Origin of the sequence: Flavobacterium sp. ASV13 (assembly GCF_000745775.1) — a bacterium.
Classification (GTDB): Bacteria; Bacteroidota; Bacteroidia; order Flavobacteriales; family Flavobacteriaceae; genus Flavobacterium.
On the sequence record NZ_JQJY01000003.1, the window covers coordinates 87,092 to 106,992 of the forward strand.

General features: G+C 33.5%; 19 protein-coding genes and 3 tRNA genes. 9 read left to right on the plus strand and 13 right to left on the minus strand.

Annotation, left to right across the window (positions count from 1 at the left end; translation table 11 throughout):
* Positions 1–85 precede the first annotated feature (85 nt).
* From GQ47_RS07625 to GQ47_RS07635, 3 genes are read left to right on the plus strand one after another with little or no spacing between them, the layout of a single operon-like run.
* Positions 86–1,177: an AI-2E family transporter gene (locus GQ47_RS07625; RefSeq protein ID WP_035646989.1), complete on the plus strand. Its 1,092-nt coding sequence runs from the start codon at positions 86–88 to the stop codon at positions 1,175–1,177.
* Positions 1,178–1,179: 2 nt separating this feature from the next.
* Positions 1,180–2,361, plus strand: a complete 1,182-nt coding sequence (locus GQ47_RS07630) for a THUMP-like domain-containing protein (protein ID WP_035646990.1) — start codon at positions 1,180–1,182, stop codon at positions 2,359–2,361.
* 3 nt (positions 2,362–2,364) lie between these two features.
* Positions 2,365–2,928 carry a hypothetical protein gene (locus GQ47_RS07635; RefSeq protein ID WP_035646991.1) on the plus strand — a complete coding sequence of 188 codons (564 nt, stop codon included), beginning with the start codon at positions 2,365–2,367 and terminating at the stop codon, positions 2,926–2,928.
* Here the strand turns inward: GQ47_RS07635 and GQ47_RS07640 are convergent, their stop codons facing one another.
* Positions 2,929–3,582, minus strand: a complete 654-nt coding sequence (locus GQ47_RS07640; protein WP_035646992.1) for a M15 family metallopeptidase — start codon at positions 3,580–3,582, stop codon at positions 2,929–2,931.
* A 174-nt stretch (positions 3,583–3,756) separates the two neighbouring features.
* On the opposite strand from GQ47_RS07640, the gene GQ47_RS22835 reads away from it, so the two are divergent.
* On the plus strand, positions 3,757–4,275 hold the full coding sequence (locus GQ47_RS22835; protein ID WP_051951425.1) for a hypothetical protein: 519 nt from the start codon (positions 3,757–3,759) through the stop codon (positions 4,273–4,275).
* 77 nt (positions 4,276–4,352) lie between these two features.
* Here GQ47_RS22835 and GQ47_RS07650 read toward each other — a convergent pair whose 3' ends face one another.
* Positions 4,353–5,456: a fatty acid desaturase family protein gene (locus tag GQ47_RS07650; RefSeq protein ID WP_035648072.1), complete on the minus strand. Its 1,104-nt coding sequence runs from the start codon at positions 5,454–5,456 to the stop codon at positions 4,353–4,355.
* A gap of 306 nt (positions 5,457–5,762) precedes the next feature.
* Here GQ47_RS07650 and GQ47_RS07655 point away from each other — a divergent pair, with 306 nt between their 5' ends.
* Both GQ47_RS07655 and GQ47_RS07660 read left to right on the plus strand, forming a co-directional pair.
* On the plus strand, positions 5,763–7,523 hold the full coding sequence (locus GQ47_RS07655; protein WP_035646993.1) for a glycoside hydrolase family 9 protein: 1,761 nt from the start codon (positions 5,763–5,765) through the stop codon (positions 7,521–7,523).
* Between the two features lie 35 nt (positions 7,524–7,558).
* A complete protein-coding gene (locus GQ47_RS07660; protein WP_035646995.1) occupies positions 7,559–8,332 on the plus strand; it encodes a ThuA domain-containing protein in 774 nt (257 codons plus the stop codon).
* A gap of 19 nt (positions 8,333–8,351) precedes the next feature.
* On the opposite strand, the gene GQ47_RS07665 is transcribed toward GQ47_RS07660, so the two are convergent.
* The 10 genes from GQ47_RS07665 to GQ47_RS07710 form a co-directional block, all read right to left on the minus strand.
* Entirely contained in the window at positions 8,352–9,866 is a 1,515-nt protein-coding gene (locus GQ47_RS07665; protein ID WP_051951426.1) for a S10 family peptidase, read from the minus strand.
* A 35-nt stretch (positions 9,867–9,901) separates the two neighbouring features.
* Positions 9,902–10,483 carry a Crp/Fnr family transcriptional regulator gene (locus tag GQ47_RS07670; protein WP_035646997.1) on the minus strand — a complete coding sequence of 194 codons (582 nt, stop codon included), beginning with the start codon at positions 10,481–10,483 and terminating at the stop codon, positions 9,902–9,904.
* Positions 10,484–10,632: 149 nt separating this feature from the next.
* Entirely contained in the window at positions 10,633–11,088 is a 456-nt protein-coding gene (locus GQ47_RS07675) for a helix-turn-helix transcriptional regulator (RefSeq protein ID WP_035646998.1), read from the minus strand.
* A 258-nt stretch (positions 11,089–11,346) separates the two neighbouring features.
* Positions 11,347–12,210 (minus strand): alpha/beta fold hydrolase, encoded by an 864-nt coding sequence (locus tag GQ47_RS07680; RefSeq protein ID WP_051951431.1) that lies wholly within the window; start codon positions 12,208–12,210, stop codon positions 11,347–11,349.
* A 121-nt stretch (positions 12,211–12,331) separates the two neighbouring features.
* Positions 12,332–13,129: an alpha/beta fold hydrolase gene (locus GQ47_RS07685; RefSeq protein ID WP_035646999.1), complete on the minus strand. Its 798-nt coding sequence runs from the start codon at positions 13,127–13,129 to the stop codon at positions 12,332–12,334.
* 26 nt (positions 13,130–13,155) lie between these two features.
* The gene (locus tag GQ47_RS07690; protein WP_035647001.1) at positions 13,156–13,971 is read right to left on the minus strand and encodes an alpha/beta fold hydrolase; all 816 of its coding nucleotides are present in this window, start codon (positions 13,969–13,971) and stop codon (positions 13,156–13,158) included.
* Positions 13,972–14,008: 37 nt separating this feature from the next.
* The gene (locus GQ47_RS07695) at positions 14,009–14,779 is read right to left on the minus strand and encodes an alpha/beta fold hydrolase (RefSeq protein WP_051951432.1); all 771 of its coding nucleotides are present in this window, start codon (positions 14,777–14,779) and stop codon (positions 14,009–14,011) included.
* Positions 14,780–15,059: 280 nt separating this feature from the next.
* Positions 15,060–15,133 (minus strand) — tRNA-Arg (locus GQ47_RS07700).
* 34 nt (positions 15,134–15,167) lie between these two features.
* Positions 15,168–15,242, minus strand: a tRNA-Pro gene (locus tag GQ47_RS07705).
* 14 nt (positions 15,243–15,256) lie between these two features.
* Positions 15,257–15,340, minus strand: a tRNA-Ser gene (locus GQ47_RS07710).
* A gap of 237 nt (positions 15,341–15,577) precedes the next feature.
* On the opposite strand from GQ47_RS07710, the gene GQ47_RS07715 reads away from it, so the two are divergent.
* Entirely contained in the window at positions 15,578–16,756 is a 1,179-nt protein-coding gene (locus GQ47_RS07715; protein WP_035647002.1) for an acetyl-CoA C-acyltransferase, read from the plus strand.
* 70 nt (positions 16,757–16,826) lie between these two features.
* Entirely contained in the window at positions 16,827–17,588 is a 762-nt protein-coding gene (locus GQ47_RS07720; protein WP_035647004.1) for a C40 family peptidase, read from the plus strand.
* Positions 17,589–17,684: 96 nt separating this feature from the next.
* Here GQ47_RS07720 and GQ47_RS07725 read toward each other — a convergent pair whose 3' ends face one another.
* Positions 17,685–18,530 (minus strand): AraC family transcriptional regulator, encoded by an 846-nt coding sequence (locus tag GQ47_RS07725; protein ID WP_035647005.1) that lies wholly within the window; start codon positions 18,528–18,530, stop codon positions 17,685–17,687.
* A 119-nt stretch (positions 18,531–18,649) separates the two neighbouring features.
* Here GQ47_RS07725 and GQ47_RS07730 point away from each other — a divergent pair, with 119 nt between their 5' ends.
* Positions 18,650–19,636 carry an aldo/keto reductase gene (locus GQ47_RS07730; RefSeq protein WP_035647006.1) on the plus strand — a complete coding sequence of 329 codons (987 nt, stop codon included), beginning with the start codon at positions 18,650–18,652 and terminating at the stop codon, positions 19,634–19,636.
* Positions 19,637–19,901 lie beyond the last annotated feature (265 nt).

Here is a 19,901-nt window from a genome sequence, read left to right on the forward strand (position 1 = left end):
TAAAAGCGAGATTTAACCATCTCGCTTTTTTTTTGTCCTAAAATTTTAAAAGCTTTTTCCTATATTTATAGTCTAAAACCTAAATATGATAACATCAAAAATCATTTCTAACGGAATTTTAAGAGCATTAGCAACTATACTTGTCATTTGTGCCGTTTTGTATTTTTTATATGAAATACAAACTGTAATTGTTTATCTCTGTATTTCTCTAATTTTATGTTTGATAGCAAATCCGTTAGTGCAGTTTTTAAAAAATAAATTAAAATTTGGCAATTCATTGGCGGCAACGACAACTATAATTCTTTTTATATTATTGATGGTTGGTTTTATCCTTTTATTTGTGCCGTTAATAATTTCGCAGGCAAATAATTTAGCACTTTTAGATACTAATCATCTTCAAGCACAATTTATAGAAACAGAAAAAAGTGTAGAAACGTATTTCAATATTCAGCATGTTGACTTAAGTAAAATGCTGAATGATTCAAAAATAACTTCGGCATTGGACTTTAACTATTTTACAAGCTTTATCAACTCAATTATGAATTTTATGGCCGATATGGGAATGGGATTAGTTTCGGTATTTTTCATTACTTTTTTCTTCATTAAAGATCAGGAAACTTTTAAAAGCCAAGCCCGCAGAATTCTTCCAGACACAAATGAAGACAAAATCTTAAATTCAATAACTAAAATAAACCATTTGCTGACGCGCTATTTTGTTGGTTTGTTATTGCAACTTACTGTAGTTTTCATTTTATATATCATTGTCTTGGTTATTTTTGGAAACAAAAATGCTTTTGTCATTGCTTTTTTATGTGCCATTTTAAATATTATTCCATACATAGGACCAATCATTGGAACCATTTTAGCAGCGTTATTAACCATGATAAGCTTAATTGGAAAAGATTTTCAGTCAGAAATTCTGCCTACAACCATTTATGTCGTAATTGGATTCTTATTAGTTCAGGCAATTGATAATAACATCAGCCAGCCGATAATTTCATCAAAAAGTGTAAATTCGCACCCGCTTGAAATATTCTTGATTACTTTAATCAGTGGTATTACGTTTGGAATTGTCGGAATGATTATCGCAATTCCGGTTTATACAATGCTGAAAGTTATTTTAAAAGAATTTTTCCCCGACAATAAAATCGTCTCCGTATTAACTGAAAGAATTTAGCTTTGAACACAATTATTTTGCACCAAGACATTCAAGATTTTATATCTCAAAATATTGGTGCTTCAATTTCAAAACTGGCACTTCAAAAAAATCCTTTTCCAGAAATTGATTGGATTTTGATTTTAAATCAAATTGAAGCCAAAACCAAAGCTAAAGAAAAACTACCAACGTGGTTTAAAACCGAAAACATAATTTATCCGAGCAAAATTTCGGTTGAACAAACTTCTTCTGAAAAAACAGCCGAATATAAAGCATCTTTAATTTCAGGAGAAACTTTAATTGATCTAACGGGAGGTTTTGGCGTTGATGATTATTATTTCTCACAAAAATTTAAATCTGTAACACATTGTGAAATCAATACAGATTTATCTGCAATTGTAAAACATAATGTAGAACAGTTACAAGTAAAAAACCTGACTTGTCATGCAGGTGATTCTGCCGATATTTTAAAAGAATCCGACCAAAAATGGGATTGGATTTATATTGATCCTTCCCGAAGAAATGATTCAAAAGGCAAAGTTTTTATGCTGAAAGATTGTTTGCCGAATGTTCCTGAATCGTTAGATTTTTATTTTGAAAAAACAGATTCTATTTTAATAAAAACAGCACCTCTTTTAGATATTTCAGCAGGTTTATCTGAATTGAAGTTTGTCAAAAATATTCATATAATCGCGCTTGAAAACGAAGTAAAAGAATTGCTTTTTGAAATTCATAAAAATTATACAGGCGATATTACAATCAAAACCGCCAACATTCTGAAAGATAAAACAGAAACATTTGAATTCATTTTAGGCAATGAAACTGAATTTCCGTCTTATCATTTGCCTCAAAAATATTTGTTCGAACCAAATTCATCTATAATGAAATCAGGTGGTTTTGATGAAGTTAGTTCGTTTTTTAAAATAAACAAACTTCACAAGCATTCGCATTTATACACTTCGGAAGAATTAATTGATTTTCCAGGACGGGCTTTTGAAATCCAAAAAGTGATTCCGTATAACAAAACCGAAATGAAAACCGAGCTGGCAAATCAGCAAGCAAACATAACAACTCGTAATTTTCCTGAAACAGTCGAAAACATCCGAAAAAAATGGAAAATAAAAAATGGTGGCAATTTGTATTGTTTTTTTACAACTGATGTAAAAGATAACAAAATAGTTTTAATTTGCACCAAAATAATCTAAGCAATGAAACAACTAATTACACTAACTCTTTTTTTATTAACCTTTACTGCATTTGCACAAAAACCATGCGAATACAGCGTAAATGTCAATGACTCTATTGGCTCTTATAAAGTAACAAACGAATATCTTATCAGTGAAAAAAACTTTGGAGGAAGCTCTAGTTATGTTTTCTTTTCACTGGCACAAACCGATGGATTGCCAACACTTAATTTACAGCTTATTCAAAAAAGCAAGGATTTCATTAAGGCAAACTGTTTTGACAAAAACTCACGTGTATTTTTGCAACTTCAAAACGGGAAAGTTGTTAGCTTAATGCATATCAATCAGGAAAATTGTGGTACTCTTATTCACGACAACGGATTTGATAACCGAGTAAATACAGGAATTTTTATGTTCATGAAAGATAACTACGAAGAACTAAAAAAATCGCCTGTAACCATGATGCGAATTAAATATTTGACCGATACGGAAGATTATATCGTAAAAAGCGAAATAACATCTGAAATGAATAAAAAAGTGTATAATCCTGATACTTATTTCATTCAGAACATTCGATGTGTTGAATAATTATTCGCATTTCCAATTTTGATCAGAAACTTTGTCTTTTAAACCCGCTTTTAAATTATAATGCCACCATTCTGAATCAAAAGAATTGAATCCATTTTTGGTCATGATTTTTTTCAGAAACTTTCGGTTTGATTTTACTTCTTTTGAAAGATTCTCATAATTATGACTGGCTTCGATTCCAAAAAAATCAAAAGGAGTTCCCATATCCACTTCTTTTCCATTAGAATCAACTATTGAAATATCAACGGCTCCTCCTCTATTGTGGATGGAGCCTTTTTTTGGATCAGCCACATACTTTGGATTCGAAACAATTTCCCACATTCTTTTTTGAATTGATAAAGGTCTGTAGCAATCGTAAAGTTTGATTTTGAAACCTTTCTTCTTAAAATCATTATTAGCCGCAATTAAAGCCTGAACCGTTTTCATTCGCAAAACACATTCAGCGCAATCATATACTTTTGCTTTCAAAAAATTATCCTCTGTTGCATATTTCATGTCGTAGACAAAATCTTTGCTAAAATCTTTTAAATTAACAAAAGTAGTATCTGAAATTTCGTGTTTTACAGGACTTGAATACATTTCATTTTGAGCATTTGAAGAAATATTCCAAAAAAGAAAACCGGCAAAAAAGAAGGATTTTAGAAACTGTGACATAATCTATAGGATTTAAAAATTGAAATTAAACAAAAAAACGGAATCTCTGGTTTAATATTTTACAATTTTAAAAATCCATTTGGTGCTTGCTTTAAAATAATAATTTGAGATTTTTTTATTAAATTAGCGAAACAAGCCATTATAAATCAATTAGTTATTTTAAAAAGTTATACTATGAAAAAAAGAACGAAATATTTATTTATAGCCGCATTGACTTGTTTTACAATAGTGTCATGTAAAAAAGAAAGCATCAAAAATGTTCCAACAACCGACTCGACTTCAATAAGAACTGAAGCTTTGAAAGCAGATTCGGCAGTAATTAATCCGATTGATACACTGAATAATTTGGTTGGAAAAAGCGTTATTGGCACTCATTTACTAGCACAAAGTAGTTTAGCACCAAGATTAAAAACGCTTTTAGGCAGCGATTATGATCAAATGGTGAAATATTGGAATACAGAAACTCCATTTACAAAAGAAGGCGAAATTTTACATGCCAGCGGATGTAAACAACACGATTGCAATACTTACTCGTATGATTTATATATAGATATAAAAAACAACAAATTAAATGTGTACAAATTCAGCGAGTCAAAACTGAACATTTTTGCCGAAGATAATTTCAGAATTGTTTTAAAAGATTCTTTATTGCATGATTTGAATATCAAAAAAAGCAATTCTAAAATTCAGTAAAAAGGAATAAGATTTTTTCAAATAAAAATAGCGGTTTTTAGGCCGCTATTTTTATTTGAACTTTCAACTTTCGACTACTAAATCTCCCCAGTCATCAGAATATTTTCCTGAATACCTTTATCTCTCAGCATTCTGAAATGTGACCGAACGGCATGATAAAATGGATATGAAGTATAAGGCAGATCATATTCGGCTGCATAACGCATTATAATTGGCGTGATATAAGGATAATAGGTATGAGCAACACCCGGAAAAAGATGATGTGCTATATGATGCGTAAAACCTCCGTATAGAAAATTAGCCAATTTGCTATTTGTACTAAAGTCTTTGGTCACAATCATTTGGTGCATGGCCCAAGTCGCCGAAAGATTTCCTTCTTCGTCAGTTCCTGGAAAATGTGCATCTTCGTCAACATGCGTTGATACAAGCGCAACAACCCCCAGAGCGCTTCCGCATAAATGCATGGCAAACCAACCGCCTAAAACTATATACCAAGGCTGATTTAAGAGAAACATCGGAATGAAAAGCATGTAAATCAGATTTATGATTTTTGCAGCAAATAATCGATAGATTTCACGTGTTGGAATCTTCTCAACTACTTTCTTCACATAATTATTTTTTGTTCCAAAGAAATCCTTAAAATCACGAATGTAAATCCAATTCAAACTATAAAGCGGATAAATAAACCACATATAAATATGCTGGTATTTGTGATAATTAAACAATGGACTGTTTGGAAAAATCCTAATGATATCGCTTTGTTTGATATCAATATCCCAATCTGGAACATTTGGATAAGCATGATGAAGATTAATATGGCGACGTGTCCACAGCCAGTGATTACTTCCAAAAAGTTCCAAAATGTACATGAAACGCTCATTCTGTATTTGTTTCTTGAAAAGTGCTCCGTGCGCAGCATCATGAAAAGCATTTATAAAAAGTACGATCATAGTGAAACCGCACAAAATATAAAAGAGAAATAATAACGGTGTTCTATTCCCGAACAACAAAATACAAGCGTAAAATAAAAAGAAAAGAAATACAAGTCCGACAGACTTAACAATGTTTAAACGATACAATGATGAATTTTGTAAAACAGTTTCGTTCACTTCCGAGCGCAGCTTTTTAAAAAAATCATCATTACCCGCTTTGACATAAACTGGGCGTTTTAATTTTTCCATAAGATTTGATTTTGCTGAAATTGTCATACCAAATTTAATAAAAAAAAGTTAAAACACGGTAAAACAAAGCTTTAGAGATTAAAAAAAGTAAGAAAAACTTAACATTGAAAAAAGTATAGAATAATACAGAAGTACTCATAAATAGCACAACAAAAACACATCATTTTTTATTTCCATTTCCATGCAAATACAGCAAATACTTGCCACAGCTTGTTATTCATCTATTAATTACTGAATTTATGAAGATGCTATTAAATTTCACTTTTTCGTATTTTGCTTCTTCAATACATTTTAAACCTTTCAATTATGCTGAAATTAAGATACATCGTAATCACTTTGCTTTTTTCTGTTATGGCGTATAGTGGCCCAATTATCTATGTAAATCAGGTTGGATTTGACCCAGAAAGCCCAAAAATGGCCATTATTGGTTTTGACGGAAGCTTTTCAAATACGACTTTCGATATTATTGATACAAAAACTCAAAAAACAGTTTTCACATCTACAATTGGAAAAGCAGAAAATGTTGAAGAATGGATGCTTGATAAATCCTACTACAAAGCTGATTTTTCGTCTTTCAAAAAGCCCGGAAATTATAAAATCACGATAAAAATTGCGGATCAAATCTACAATTCAGCCAACTTTTCAATTGAAGAAAATATCTTGGCAAAAAGGACTATTTCATCAATCGTACATTATTACAACAAACAAAGAGCTAATACACCCGAAGAATTAGAAGCCGACAAAAAAATGCTTTTATTTGGAAGCGACAAAAAAGTCGATGTTCATGGCGGATGGTGCGATGCATCTGGTGATGTAAGTAAATATTTTTCGCATTTGGCTTATGCCAATTTTGTTTCGCCACAACAAACGCCATTGGTAACTTGGTCGCTCATCAATACATCTGAAGAAATTTCAAAACAACTCGTTCAATGGAAAATAAAAGATTCATTAGACAATGAAGCTATTTGGGGCGCTGATTACATGATGCGCTGCTTATCTGACGAAGATTATTTCTACATGATTGTTTTCAGCTATTTTGATAAAAATCCCGCAGCCAGAAGAATTGTCGGACTTAAAGCCAATAGCGTAACTACAGATGAATATCAGTCCGCTTTTCGCGAAGGCGCTGGAATGGCTATCGCATCACTCGCCCGAATTTCGCAATGGAAAAAAAGTGGTGATTTTACCTCAAAACAATATCTCGACGGAGCAAAACGCGCTTATGCTCATCTTTTAATCAACAACACAAAATATGACGATGACGGAAAAGAAAACATCATCGATGATTATTGTGCATTAATGGGCGCAACAGAGTTATGGATTGCCACGAATGAGAATTTCTATAAAGAAGAAGCCAGAAAATGGGCTCATAAATTAGAAAACCGAATTACAGATCAAGGATGGTTTAGAAGCAATGATGGTAATCGCCCGTTTTGGCATGCTGCGGATGCTGGTTTGCCAATTGTAGCTTTAACCCGTTATTTAAAAAAGGAAAACGATGAGAATGAAAGAATTAAAGCAAAAGAGGTGATAAAAAAAGCTTTAAATTATAATTTAGCGGTAACCAATAATGTAAGCAATCCATTTGGTTATGCCAGACAGAGTTTTCTATTTAATGACAAAATAAAAGACGGTTTTTTCATTCCGCATGATAATGAAACTGGCTGGTGGTGGCAAGGTGAAAATGCCCGATTGGCATCACTTGCAACAGCTGCTACCGAAGGTGGAAAAGCTATATCTCTTCAAAAAAATGATGCCACAAAAAAATCGCTTGATTTATATGCATCTCAGCAATTATCATGGATTTTAGGTTGCAATCCTTATTCGGTATGTTTTTTATACCAATTTGGAGAAAAGAATGTCCCTTATATGCATTCCAATTATGGACATGGTTCAGAAAAAGGCGGAATCTCAAATGGTATTACCGGAAAAGAAGAAAATGGCGATGGATCAGGAATTGATTTTAAAATGGATGTTGACGGAAATAATGAATGGCGCTGGACCGAACAATGGATTCCACATTCAGCATGGTTTCTACAAGCGATAACCGCTACCGTTAATAAATAAAATAAAATAATGCTGAAAACAACTTTAAAGATCAAATGAAAAAGTCACTTATCATAATTACTTTGCTAACAATATGTTTCTTTCAAGGGGATTGTTTCGCACAAAAATCAAAAAAATTAAAATTCAAAGCTTTGGTTTTATATGAAAACGGCGGGCATCATCTGGAATTTACCAAAGCAGCAAAACCATGGTTAAATAAACTCGCAATTGATAGCAGTTTTACAATTGATTATATCGAAAATACCAAAACAATAAATGAGGCACTTTTAAGCAAATATCAGGTTTTTATTCAACTTGATTATCCGCCTTATACTTGGAGCGAAGAATCTATGAAAGCATTTCAAAATTATATGGCGAGCGAAAAAGGTGGATGGATTGGTTTGCATCACGCTACTTTACTTGGAGAATTTGACGGATATCCAATGTGGAAATGGTTTTCTGATTTTATGGGAGGCATAAAATTTGTCAATTATATTCCGGATTTTGCTAATGCGAAAGTGAATGTTGAAGATAAATCTCATCCTGTCATGAAAGGAGTTCCATCTGATTTTTTTGTAAAAAAAGAAGAATGGTACACTTATGATAAAAGTCCGCGCGAAAATGTTCATGTTTTAGCTTCAGTTGACGAATCAACTTACGAACCTGATTCGAAAATAAAAATGGGCGATCATCCCGTAATTTGGACAAACGCTCATTTTACTTCCCGAAATATCTATATTTTCATGGGACATGCACCCGAATTATTTAAAAATGAGGCTTACACTACTCTTCTTAGGAATTCTATTTTTTGGGCAGCGAATAATAACTGAAGTTTTTATAGATCTTAATTTATTCTGAACAACTCAAAATAAACGATCGTAAATCATCACTAAATAATTTTCCTGTATTTCCTAAATACAACATATGACCCGATTCGTATTCTTTAAAAATGACTCTGTCTGGATAAAAATTTGCTTTTTCGGTTGTTTTTTTAGCATAACCCACGGGCGTAGCTAAATCATAACTTCCTCCCGCTATAAATACTTTTAGTTTTGGCGTTCTGCGTAAAACGACATTTAAATCATCTGTAAAATCAGGACCTTCTTTGGTTTCTTTTCGGGACCATTGCCATTGAAACGAAATATTTTTCCAGTCAATAGTTTTATACGAATCCTGAATATCAATGTTTAATTTTGAAGCTAATAATTCTCTAAATGCAGCCGTAAATCCTGGAACGTATCTTCCCATTGCCGGATCATCAGCAACAGGATCATTACCCGAATGTTCCAGCGGAAGATTGTATCTTGTATCGTATAATCCAATTTGTAGATTTTCTTTCGACAAAAGACTGTCTGCGAAAATTTTTGGAGCTATTTCAAGAGTCGATGAGAAAAAATCTCTTGACAATCCTGTGTATTTGCAAAGTTTATCAATTATAACATCTTTTTCTGTTACCGAAAGTTTTTGCTGATTATCCTGTAAAAGCGCATTCAAATACTCTTTTTCTGCAAATGCTGAAACTTCTTTTTGAAACTCTTCGTAAGATAACGTTTTATCTATTTTATTATAATACCAGGCTGTTTTTGCTAAAGTAGGAAGTAATGATGCTGCTCTTTCTAATTTTGCATCTGTTGTTAACTTTTTTAAAGGAGATTCCAAAGTAGTTCCCAACATAATAATACCATTTAATGTAATACCTCTCATTACACCCGAGTACATAACTCCGCCCATAAGTGCTCTGGGAAGAACTGAAACGCGCTGGCTTCCATAACTTTCTCCAATAAGAAACTTTGGCGAATTCCATCTGTTATTCTTTATCAACCACTTTTCTATAAATTGCGCCATCGATTCAGCATCCTGATCTACTCCGTAAAAATCTTGTGGTGTACCTGGGGAAATGATACGACTAAAACCAGTACCAACAGGATCAACAAAAACCAAATCGGCTATATCAAGCAAACAATCAGAATTGTCTTCTAATCCAAATGGTGGTACGTTAGAAGAATTAATTTCCGGAGTTAATTTTACTTTCCACGGTGCAATACTACTCAAATGCAGCCAAATAGAGGACGAGCCCGGACCGCCATTAAATACAAAAACAACAGGTCTTACTTCATTCTTTTTATTTTGTTTTATATAAGAAAAACTAAATACACTGGCTATAATTTTATTATCATCATTTTTAAGAAATATTTCATCTGCTATTGCCGTAAAATTTAAAGGCTTTCCCTTAATATCAATAGTATGTTTTGTATTGAAGAAAAGCGTTTTTTTCAATTCTTCCTTTACATTTTCCTGACTAAAAAGGGATAATGACACAAACGAAAAAACAGTAATTAGAAAAAATCTTGCAATATTTAGCATGAAATAATTTGTTTAAATGAATAGCAAAATTCAATCTATTTTTTTGAAAATTCCCGTCTGATTCTGCTTAATGACGTATCCGTAACATTTAGGTAAGATGCGATTTGTTTGAGCTGGGCAAATTGAAATATTTCTTTATTGGTGGTAATCAGATTTTCATATCGGGCTTCGCCACTAAGATTAATTAATTCCAGAGCACGTTTTTTAAACATCATATATTCTTTAGCCAGCATTTTCACCCCATAAGCCCTAAACTCCGGAACAGTATGCAACAACGAGTTTAATTGATCATAACTTATGGCAAAACCCTTGCAATCTGTAACCGCTTGTATATTCTCAGATGATTTGGTTTTTAAATAAAAGGATGAAACTTCAAATACCACACTATCTTTTTGATAAAAATTTGTAGTAATTTCATTTCCATCAATATCATGCGTAAACGCTCTCATAAAACCGGTCTGCAAAAAGAAATAATGTTCATTTATTTTTCCTTCTCTAAGAAAAAATTCATTTTTTTCAATAGTAATTTCTTCAAAAAACTCTACCACCTCATCTAAAATACGGTCTGGAAATGGTAAATTTTTTATGATGTAATTTTTTAGTCCTTGTTTGTCCATTGGTTTCTTTGTTAATATTATACGCAACAGCTTCTTTACAAGACCGTTGCAGGTCAAAAATAATCAATTACCTAATAGTTAGATAAAACGCAATCTCAAATCACTTGAAAAAAAGGAGACTATTAAGAGACAAATGAGAGACATTTTTTCTAAATATTTGAGAGATAAGAGTATAAAGTTATATCATTAGGAAGTTTTATCTTCGAAATGATTCGCTCTTTTCTTTTTTTACTTGCATATATTGTTATATTCAAAAGGTTTGAAATCTCTTTTGTCGTTAAATTCATGTAGATATAAGCAATATAACGCATATCATTTGATGTTAATGCAGGATGTAATTTTCGAAGTCTTGCCAAAAAACCTGGATTTACTTCTTCAAAATGAAAAACAAATGTTTCCCATTCATTATCACTTTTTAAATAATCTTTTAAATGTTTAATATGTATATCTAAAGAAGAGATTTTCGAAAGCTTTGGTATATTTTCGATGGACATAATCAAATTATTGATAAGCTGATTTCTGCCCGAAAGATATAATGCTCTCCCAGAAAGTTTCCTGTTTCTCAATTCAATTTCTTTCTGAAGTAATTCCCGTTCCCTGTTCATTTCATGAATTTGCTTTTCCAGTTCCAGATTTCTCCTTTGGGCTATTAGTTTTTTTTGCCTTTGTATCAAGATCAGAAGCGTAAAAATGAGCAGGAATATTATATTTATTGAATAACAAAATTTATGTTCTTTTTGCAATTGCATAAACTAATCGTTTATTGTTTTTTTTCAAAACCGATTACTGCTGCCATTTCTTCTATCATCATCTCAAACAATAGCCCAGCAACCGGTTTTCTTTTATAAATTATATATTTAATTTTAATTCAATAAGAATGAATTTACTTCCTGAGAAAAATCTTTAGAATATTGAAAAATCCCGCCATGACCTGAGTCACTCCAAAGTACTAGTTTCGCATTTTGAATATTCTGAAGCATGATATAAGAATTGATTGAATCGACCATATTATCTTGACTTCCATTAACAATAAGCACAGGCTGTTTAATAGCTTTAAGCTGTGTGTTGTTTTCATCTGTCGATAAACCATAGTTTATAATCGCTTTAGCCTGACTTGCAATTGTGTCCTGACTTGTTGGGGAATCTCTGTCTACTTTTCTTTCAGATAATCTTTCTAAGAAAGCTTCACCCGCTTTAATACTGCTTGGCGTTTTACTAAAAAAAAGGTTAATCAATACTCTCTCAGGTCCATCCACAAAAGCTTTTTCTAAATGCGACTCCAGTTGCGCAATCGCTTTTCCTCCTATTGATCCTGTACCTGCCAATATAAGTTTATTTACAAGTTCCGGATAATTTGCAGCGATTTCTTGCCCTATAAAACCACCAAGAGAAAAACCTAAAATATTAACCTTATTGTAGCCTAAAGCACGAATAAAATCTACAGCATCTTGTGCCATCTCGGTTACGTTCTCAGGAGTAGTTCCGTTTGAACTACCAACGCCTCTGTTGTTAAATAATATTACCGGGTAATTACTGGCAATTGCATTTGTTACTTCAGGATCCCAATTATCCATGTTTCCGGTAAAGTGTTGTAAAAAGATAACCGGTATACCTTCTTTCTGTCCGAAAGAACGGTAAGTAAAATCAGCTCCATTTACGTTTATAGATTTTGTCAGCGCTGTTTTATGGGTAAATTCACCCTCTAAAATATTTTCTTGTATTTCCATTTGTTCTTCAATATTATTTAATGATTTAAAATAAGAATCACTATTTGTCGCTGAAAGCTCTATCCAAGATTGTTACTGACTAACAATGATTCTTACCTGTGATATTTAATTTAAATTGTAATTACTTAGCTTCTACAGCAATGATTTGAGTCAAAACATGTGGGAACATGATAAAAGGTGTGTGACTAGACGGAAGAGCATATAATCTTTCAATTCCCGCATCTTTAGTCATTTTTTGCTGAAGCGAATAACCTATTGTATGATCATTTAGAGTGTAAACGAATACTTTATTAATTTTTCCAAATTTAGCCTCAGTCAAAGTTACCGGAGTCGCTAAAGGAGCTAATGGTTCTGGTTTTAAATTATTGCTTACATAATCTGCTACTTGTTTTGGAGCATCAGCAAGGAAAACATCAGCAATACCTTCTTTTTTTATGCTTGCAATTCCTGCTTTCTCATCTACAATAAGATTTTTTCCAACGTGACTTTCTCCATCAGTTTGTGCAAGAGACAATAAGCTTTCTCCATTTTTTGGTACGTAAGCCGCAATGTAAACTACCTTTTTTATCTGAGGCGCAATGTCTTCTGCAACCTGACTCGCTACAATTCCGCCAAAACTATGCGCAACAAGCACTACATTTTGTTTGTTTCCAATTGCTTTTTTAACATCTTCAACATAAAGTTTTAAGCTGATAGTTGAAATTGCTGTATTATCGCTTCCATGTCCCGGAAGATTAATAGAAATAACCGAGTTCCCACCAGCAGTTAAATCTTCTGCAACATGCTGCCAATCATTTGATGATGACCATGCACCATGGATTATTACAATTGTGTTTTCGTTTTTAGCTTTATTCGTTTGTGAGAAAACTGTAATAGTTGTAAGGAATAGCACTGCTATTAATAAAATTGAATTTTTCATGATATATATTTGTTATTTGTTGCTAATTAGTTTGTTGCTATTTTTGTTAATATTGATGATAAATCATCCGGTTTAGAAAGAAATGGGCTATGTCCTGTATTTATTTCGTACACCGATTCAACTTTTCCTGCTGAAATCATTTTGTTTTGTAAATACGGTGACACAACACGATCCTGTAAAGTTTTGATGTAGGCTTTTTTAACTGATCCGAAATTTTTGTCGGTCAGTTTTACAGAATTGATAAATGGAGTTAAAGGTTCTGTTCTATAGTTTTTTAATACAAGAGTCTGAATTTCTGGAGTCCCATCAGGAATAAACAAGTTCACGATTTGATCCTGCTTTACATCGACAGTACCACCATCATAATTGAAAATTAGGTTACCTGTGACACCAAGCTGAGAATCAGGATCCATGTGTGCCAACTCATCTAATGTTTGACCTGAAACCGGTAGATAGGCAGCAACGTAAACCAGTTTTTCAATTTTAGCAGGCACAACTTCTGCAACCGAAGAAATTATCATACCGCCCAAACTATGGCCTACTAAAATGACTTTCCCGTCTATTGTTGAAAGTGCATCTATTACCTTTTGTTTATAAGCATCCAATGTTATTTTTTCCGGAGAAGTCTGATCGCCGCCATGTCCCGGTAATTCGACAATAATTACTTTATTGCCTTCTTTTTCAAGATTAGTTTTAACTGACTGCCATACATATGGAGCTTGCCATGCACCATGAACGAGTACATAATTTTTAGTTTCAGGCTGTGCATCATCATTTGAACAAGATGATAAAATCAGGGCGCAAGCTGCTATGACAAATTGAATCAATTTGAATTTTTTCATGATTGTAATTTTAAAATGTTATTTGTGAAATATGTTTTTACTTAGCCTCTAAAGCTATAATTGAAGAAAGTATTTGAGGAAATACTATAAATGGAGTATGGCTTGAAGGAAGCGAGTAAGTTTTTGAGATTCCAGCATTTTCAACCATTTTTTGCTGAAGTGAATATCCAATCGTATGGTCATTTTGACTGTGAACATATACTTTAACGACTTTACCAAAATTCGCATGCGTTAATGTGACAGGAGTAGATAGTGGAGCCAGAGGTTCAGGTCTAAGATTATTGGTTACATATTCCGCTACCGGTTTTGGCGCATCAGCTAAAAAAACGTCTGCAATTGCGTCTTTAGTTATTGTAGCAACTCCTGCTTGCTCATCTACAATAAGATTATGGCCTACATGGCTTTCAGAATCAGTTTGTGCAAGTGACAATAAACTTTCTCCATTTTTAGGAACAAAAGCAGCAATGTAAATTAGTTTTTTGATCTGCGGAGCAATAAGTTCTGCTACTTCACTTACCACTATTCCGCCAAAACTGTGGCCTACAAGAGTAACGTCTGTTGCGCTACCAATAGCTTTTAAAACTTCATAAACATAAAGTTGCAAACTAATCTTCGAAATAGGTGTTTCATCAGTTCCGTGACCTGGAAGATTTACAATAATTAGATTGTTTTCTGGAGAGTTAAGATAACCCGCAACATGATGCCAGTCATTAGCAGATGACCATGCTCCATGAACAATTACAATTGTCTTTTTACTGTTTGATAATGAATTTAATTCGTTCTGTGTGTTTGTTTTTTCGATTTCCATAATATTTGTTTGTTTAATACTATGCAAAGAAAGAGCGAATAAAACCTGTGGCACTTGTCTTGTGACAAGTAATGAAATTATGTCTGTTTTTTTGTTTTAGTATAAAAAACAATAATTATTGTCACCATAAAAAAAGCCTGTAAAACTATGCTTTACAGGCTTTTTTAATATTTATTATTGTGACCCCGGAGGGGGTCGAACCTTTGACCTCAGGATTGAAAACCAGGAAACCCAATATAGCACAAAACAAAAAAGCCACTCGATTGAGTGGCTTTTGTTGTGATCCCAGAAGGATTCGAACCTTCGACCTACGCATTAGAAGTGCGTTGCTCTATCCAGCTGAGCTATGGAACCATTTGTTTTAAAACTTTATCGCTTAAAGTTTTTGTCGGGGTGGCAGGATTCGAACCTGCGGCCTCCTGCTCCCAAAGCAGGCGCGATAACCGGGCTACGCTACACCCCGAAGGCAAAATTAAGCGGAGAGACAGGGACTCGAACCCTGGCGACGGTTACCCGTCGACAGATTAGCAATCTGCTCCATTACCGCTCTGGCACCTCTCCAAGCTCAAGAAACGTGTTCTGTTTTGCGGTTGCAAATGTAAGACAACATTCCATATCTCACAACTATTTTTGCGCTTTTTTTAAAGTTTTTTTCATCTTTTTTCTAAAACACTTCACAATCAAACGAATAGAATTAACAAAAATTTCATCTTAAATTTAAAATCACCCTATTTCATACAAAATTTGAATTTATTCAAATAAAGAGTAAATTTGCTAGATAACTAATATTAACAGAAAATGAACAAAAGAGTTGTTATCGTTTCTGCCGTTAGAACACCTATCGGAAGTTTCATGGGAGGGTTATCTACCGTACCCGCACCAAAATTGGGCGCTGCCGCTATAAAGGGAGCCCTTCAAAAAATTAACCTAGACCCAAAATTAGTTGATGAAGTTTTTATGGGTAATGTAATTCAGGCAGGTGTTGGACAAGCTCCAGCGCGCCAGGCGGCACTTTTTGCCGGTTTGTCTGAAGAAGTTGCTGCAACAACAGTAAACAAAGTTTGTGCTTCAGGAATGAAAGCTGTAATGTTCGCTGCGCAATCAATTGCTTGCGGAGACGCTGAAATTGTAGTGGCTGGTGGAATGGAAAGTATGAGCTTGATTCCTCACTATGTACAAATGCGTGCCGGAAATAAATTTGGCCCAGCAACTATGCTTGACGGAATGCAAAAAGATGGTTTGACAGATGCTTACGATAACAACGCAATGGGAGTTTGCGCTGATTTATGTGCAACTGAATACAACATTAGCCGTGAAGAACAAGATGCTTTCGCAATTCAATCTTATGAAAGAAGTGCTAAAGCCTGGGATGCTGGAAAATTCGACAATGAAGTTGTTCCTGTTGAAGTTCCACAAAGACGTGGCGAACCCATTATATTTTCAAAAGACGAAGAATATACTAACGTTAAATTAGACAAAATTCCATCTTTAGCTCCAGTTTTCACAAAAGACGGAACTGTTACCGCTGCCAATGCTTCAACAATTAATGACGGAGCCGCTGCTTTGGTTTTAATGTCTGAAGAAAAAGCAAATGCATTAGGATTAAAACCTTTGGCTTACATAAAAGGTTATGCTGATGCTGCGCAAGAACCAAAATGGTTTACAACAAGTCCGGCGAAAGCATTACCAAAAGCGTTAGACAAAGCAGGAATTTCAATTTCAGATGTTGATTATTTCGAATTTAACGAAGCTTTCTCTGTAGTTGGTTTAGCCAACTCTAAAATCTTAAATCTTGACAATGATAAAGTAAACGTAAATGGTGGAGCTGTTTCATTAGGACATCCTCTTGGAGCTTCAGGCGCCAGAATTATCGTAACTTTAATCAATGTTTTAGAACAAAACAATGCAAAAACCGGAGCTGCTGCAATTTGTAATGGTGGTGGTGGTGCATCTGCAATTGTTATCGAAAGAGCTTAAAATAATATCATACAAAATTAGGAGCTATAAACTTTATGGCTCCTAATTTTAAACTTATAAATTACCCTAAATGTTCGGAATTTGCAATTTAGCTATAGTACCCGTTCGATCTGAACCAAGTGACAGAAGTGAAATCGTTACACAACTTTTGTTTGGCGAACATATCGAAATTTTAGAACGCCAAAATCAATGGGCTAAAATTAAAATTCAATTTGACGACTATATTGGCTGGGTCGATTCTAAGCAATATCAGGTAATTTCTGAAGCCAATTTTAACCAATTAAGCAAAGAAGCTATAATTTTAAATGCTGACTTAATTGATTACATCACGGCACCAGATAATTTGTTGCTTCCAATTCCGCTTGGAGCTTCTTTATCATTTTTAAATAATAGCGAAATCAATACTTCAAATTTCGATTTTGAAGGAACCAAAACCAGCGGTATCAAACCAAAAAGCGCAATTATAAACACTGCCTTTATGTACCTGAATGCGCCTTATTTATGGGGAGGAAAAACACCTTTTGGCATCGATTGTTCCGGTTTTACACAAATGGTTTATAAATTAAACGGATATAAAATTCACCGTGATGCGTCCCAACAAGCACTTGAAGGAGATCCATTAAGTTTTATTGAAGAAAGTGAAGCGGGAGATTTAGCCTTTTTTGATAATGACGAAGGAAACATTACCCATGTCGGCATCATAATGGAAAATAATTACATTATTCACGCAAGTGGAAAAGTTCGTATTGACCGTTTAGACCACACTGGAATTTATAATCCTGAAATAAATAAACACACGCACAAACTTCGTGTGATTAAGAAGATTATATAATTTTTTGGCCACTGATTTCACAGATTAATACAGATTAATACAGATTAAAAATCATTTCTAATCCAATAATCTGTGGCAAAAAAATCGCCTAATTATTTATGCACTAACACGAATCGTCTTTCTAAACTCAGAAGGGCTATTTCCCTTTTGCTTCTTAAAGAACTTATTAAAATGGCTTTCATCTGTAAAACCAAATTCATAGGCAATTTCATTAATGCGTTTATCACTAAACTGCAAACGATGTTCAATCAGTTTCGTTTTATAATTGCTGATATATTGCTGCATTGTCTCGTCTGCGTGCTTCTTGAAATAACGTCCTAAATACGTATTCGAAATTCCGAAATAATCACTTATAGATTCTGCTTTAATCTTCTCTGGATAATAAATATTCGTTTGAATATATTGCAAAATATCCATTGCTTTAGCTTCAGTTCCCACATTTACCTGCTCTGGTAAATATTTAGCAATATTTCGTGCAACAATAATAATCAGTGTATTTACCAATTGCTGAATCAATTCCTGATTGTAGACATCTTTATCCTGATGCTCACGACAAATCGCTTCCACCATCACTTTCACCAAACATTTATCGGCATCGTTTTTTAAAATACAGCCTGGCTGATGATTCGCATTCTGCAAAATATATTCTAAACGTTGAATATTCTCATTCTGTAAACTGGAATTCTTCAAATAAATATCATTAAACCTTAAAAAGAAAAACTTCGTTTTGGTCTCAATCGTAAAATTGTGACAATCCTCCGGAGTTAATAAAAACATGTGTCCGGCATCATATTCAAAAATATTTTTATTGATGCATTGCGTTCCTGTTCCATTTAAAATATAAACCAATTCAAAGAAATTATGACGATCTCCAACATCCGGATATTCATCTAAAGTTTCAAAAGAAACGGTAAACGGTTCGTATAAATTTTCTTTTTTCATGAGTCGTAAATTATTTGAAGTTGCAAATTTACATAAAAAAGACAAATATATACAAGTTTACACTCTTAAAAATGGTATAATTTTGCCAAGTGAAATTTAAGATTTAAAAATACAACATTATGGAATATAGAAAATTAGGCAATTCAGAACTTCAATTATCAACCATAACTTACGGTGCTTTTGCCATTGGAGGAAATATGTGGGGCGGAAATGAAAAAGCAGACTCAATCGCTTCAGTTCACGCATCAATCGACCACGGCGTTACTACAATTGATACCGCTCCTTTTTATGGTTTTGGTTTAAGCGAAGAAATGATTGGTGAAGCAATTAAAAGTCAGGATCGTTCAAAAATTCAATTACTTACTAAATTTGGTTTAGTTTGGGATGGCAGCAACAACGGAAAAGGCGATTTCTTTTTCGATGCCGATGATAACGGAAAAAAACTTCCGATTTACAAATATTCTTCAAAAGCAAACGTAATTAAAGAAGTTGAAAAAAGCTTAAAACGCCTTCAAACCGATTATATTGATTTACTGCAAATTCACTGGCCAGATTCCACTACTCCAATTTCTGAAACTATGGAAGCCGTTGAAACTTTAATCCAACAAGGAAAAATCAGAGCTTTTGGTGTAAGTAATTATAGCATTCCACAAATTCAAGAGGCACAAAAAACAGTTCAAATTGCTTCAAATCAAGTTGCATATAGCATGTTGAACCGTAAAATTGAGACCGATTTAATTCCATTTACAGTTGCAGAAAACATCGGAATAATTGCTTATAGTCCAATGGAAAGAGGTTTATTAACCGGAAAATATTTTACCGACAGCAAACTAAAAGAAAACGATCACAGAAATGGTTATTTCGGACAATTCGATCTTCAAAAAGTAAAAACTTTAATCGAAGAATTAAGTTCTTTGGCAAACGCAAAACACATTTCAATTTCGCAATTAGTTCTTCGCTGGACAACATTACAAAAAGGAATTGCAATAGTTTTAGCCGGCGCAAGAAACGCAGAACAAGCTATTTCAAACGCTAAAACAATGGATTTCGATTTATCTACTTCAGAATTGGAATTTATTAATCAGGCGATTTCAAAAATAAAATAATTCTCTTTTTAAACACATAGAAACATAGTTTTCATTACGCATAAAAGCGTTTCACCTGCATTACCAAACATAGTCAGCACAATCTTGTCATTCCGAGGAACGAGGAATCTCCGCGAGAAACTCTACAAAGATTGGCAACTCACTGTGCGGAGTTTCTCGCGGAGATTCCTCGTTCCTCGGAATGACAAACTATGAGAACTATGTTTCTATGTGTTTCAAAAAAATCTCAAAAAATTAAATAATTAGAATTTGGGCGTGTTTCGCC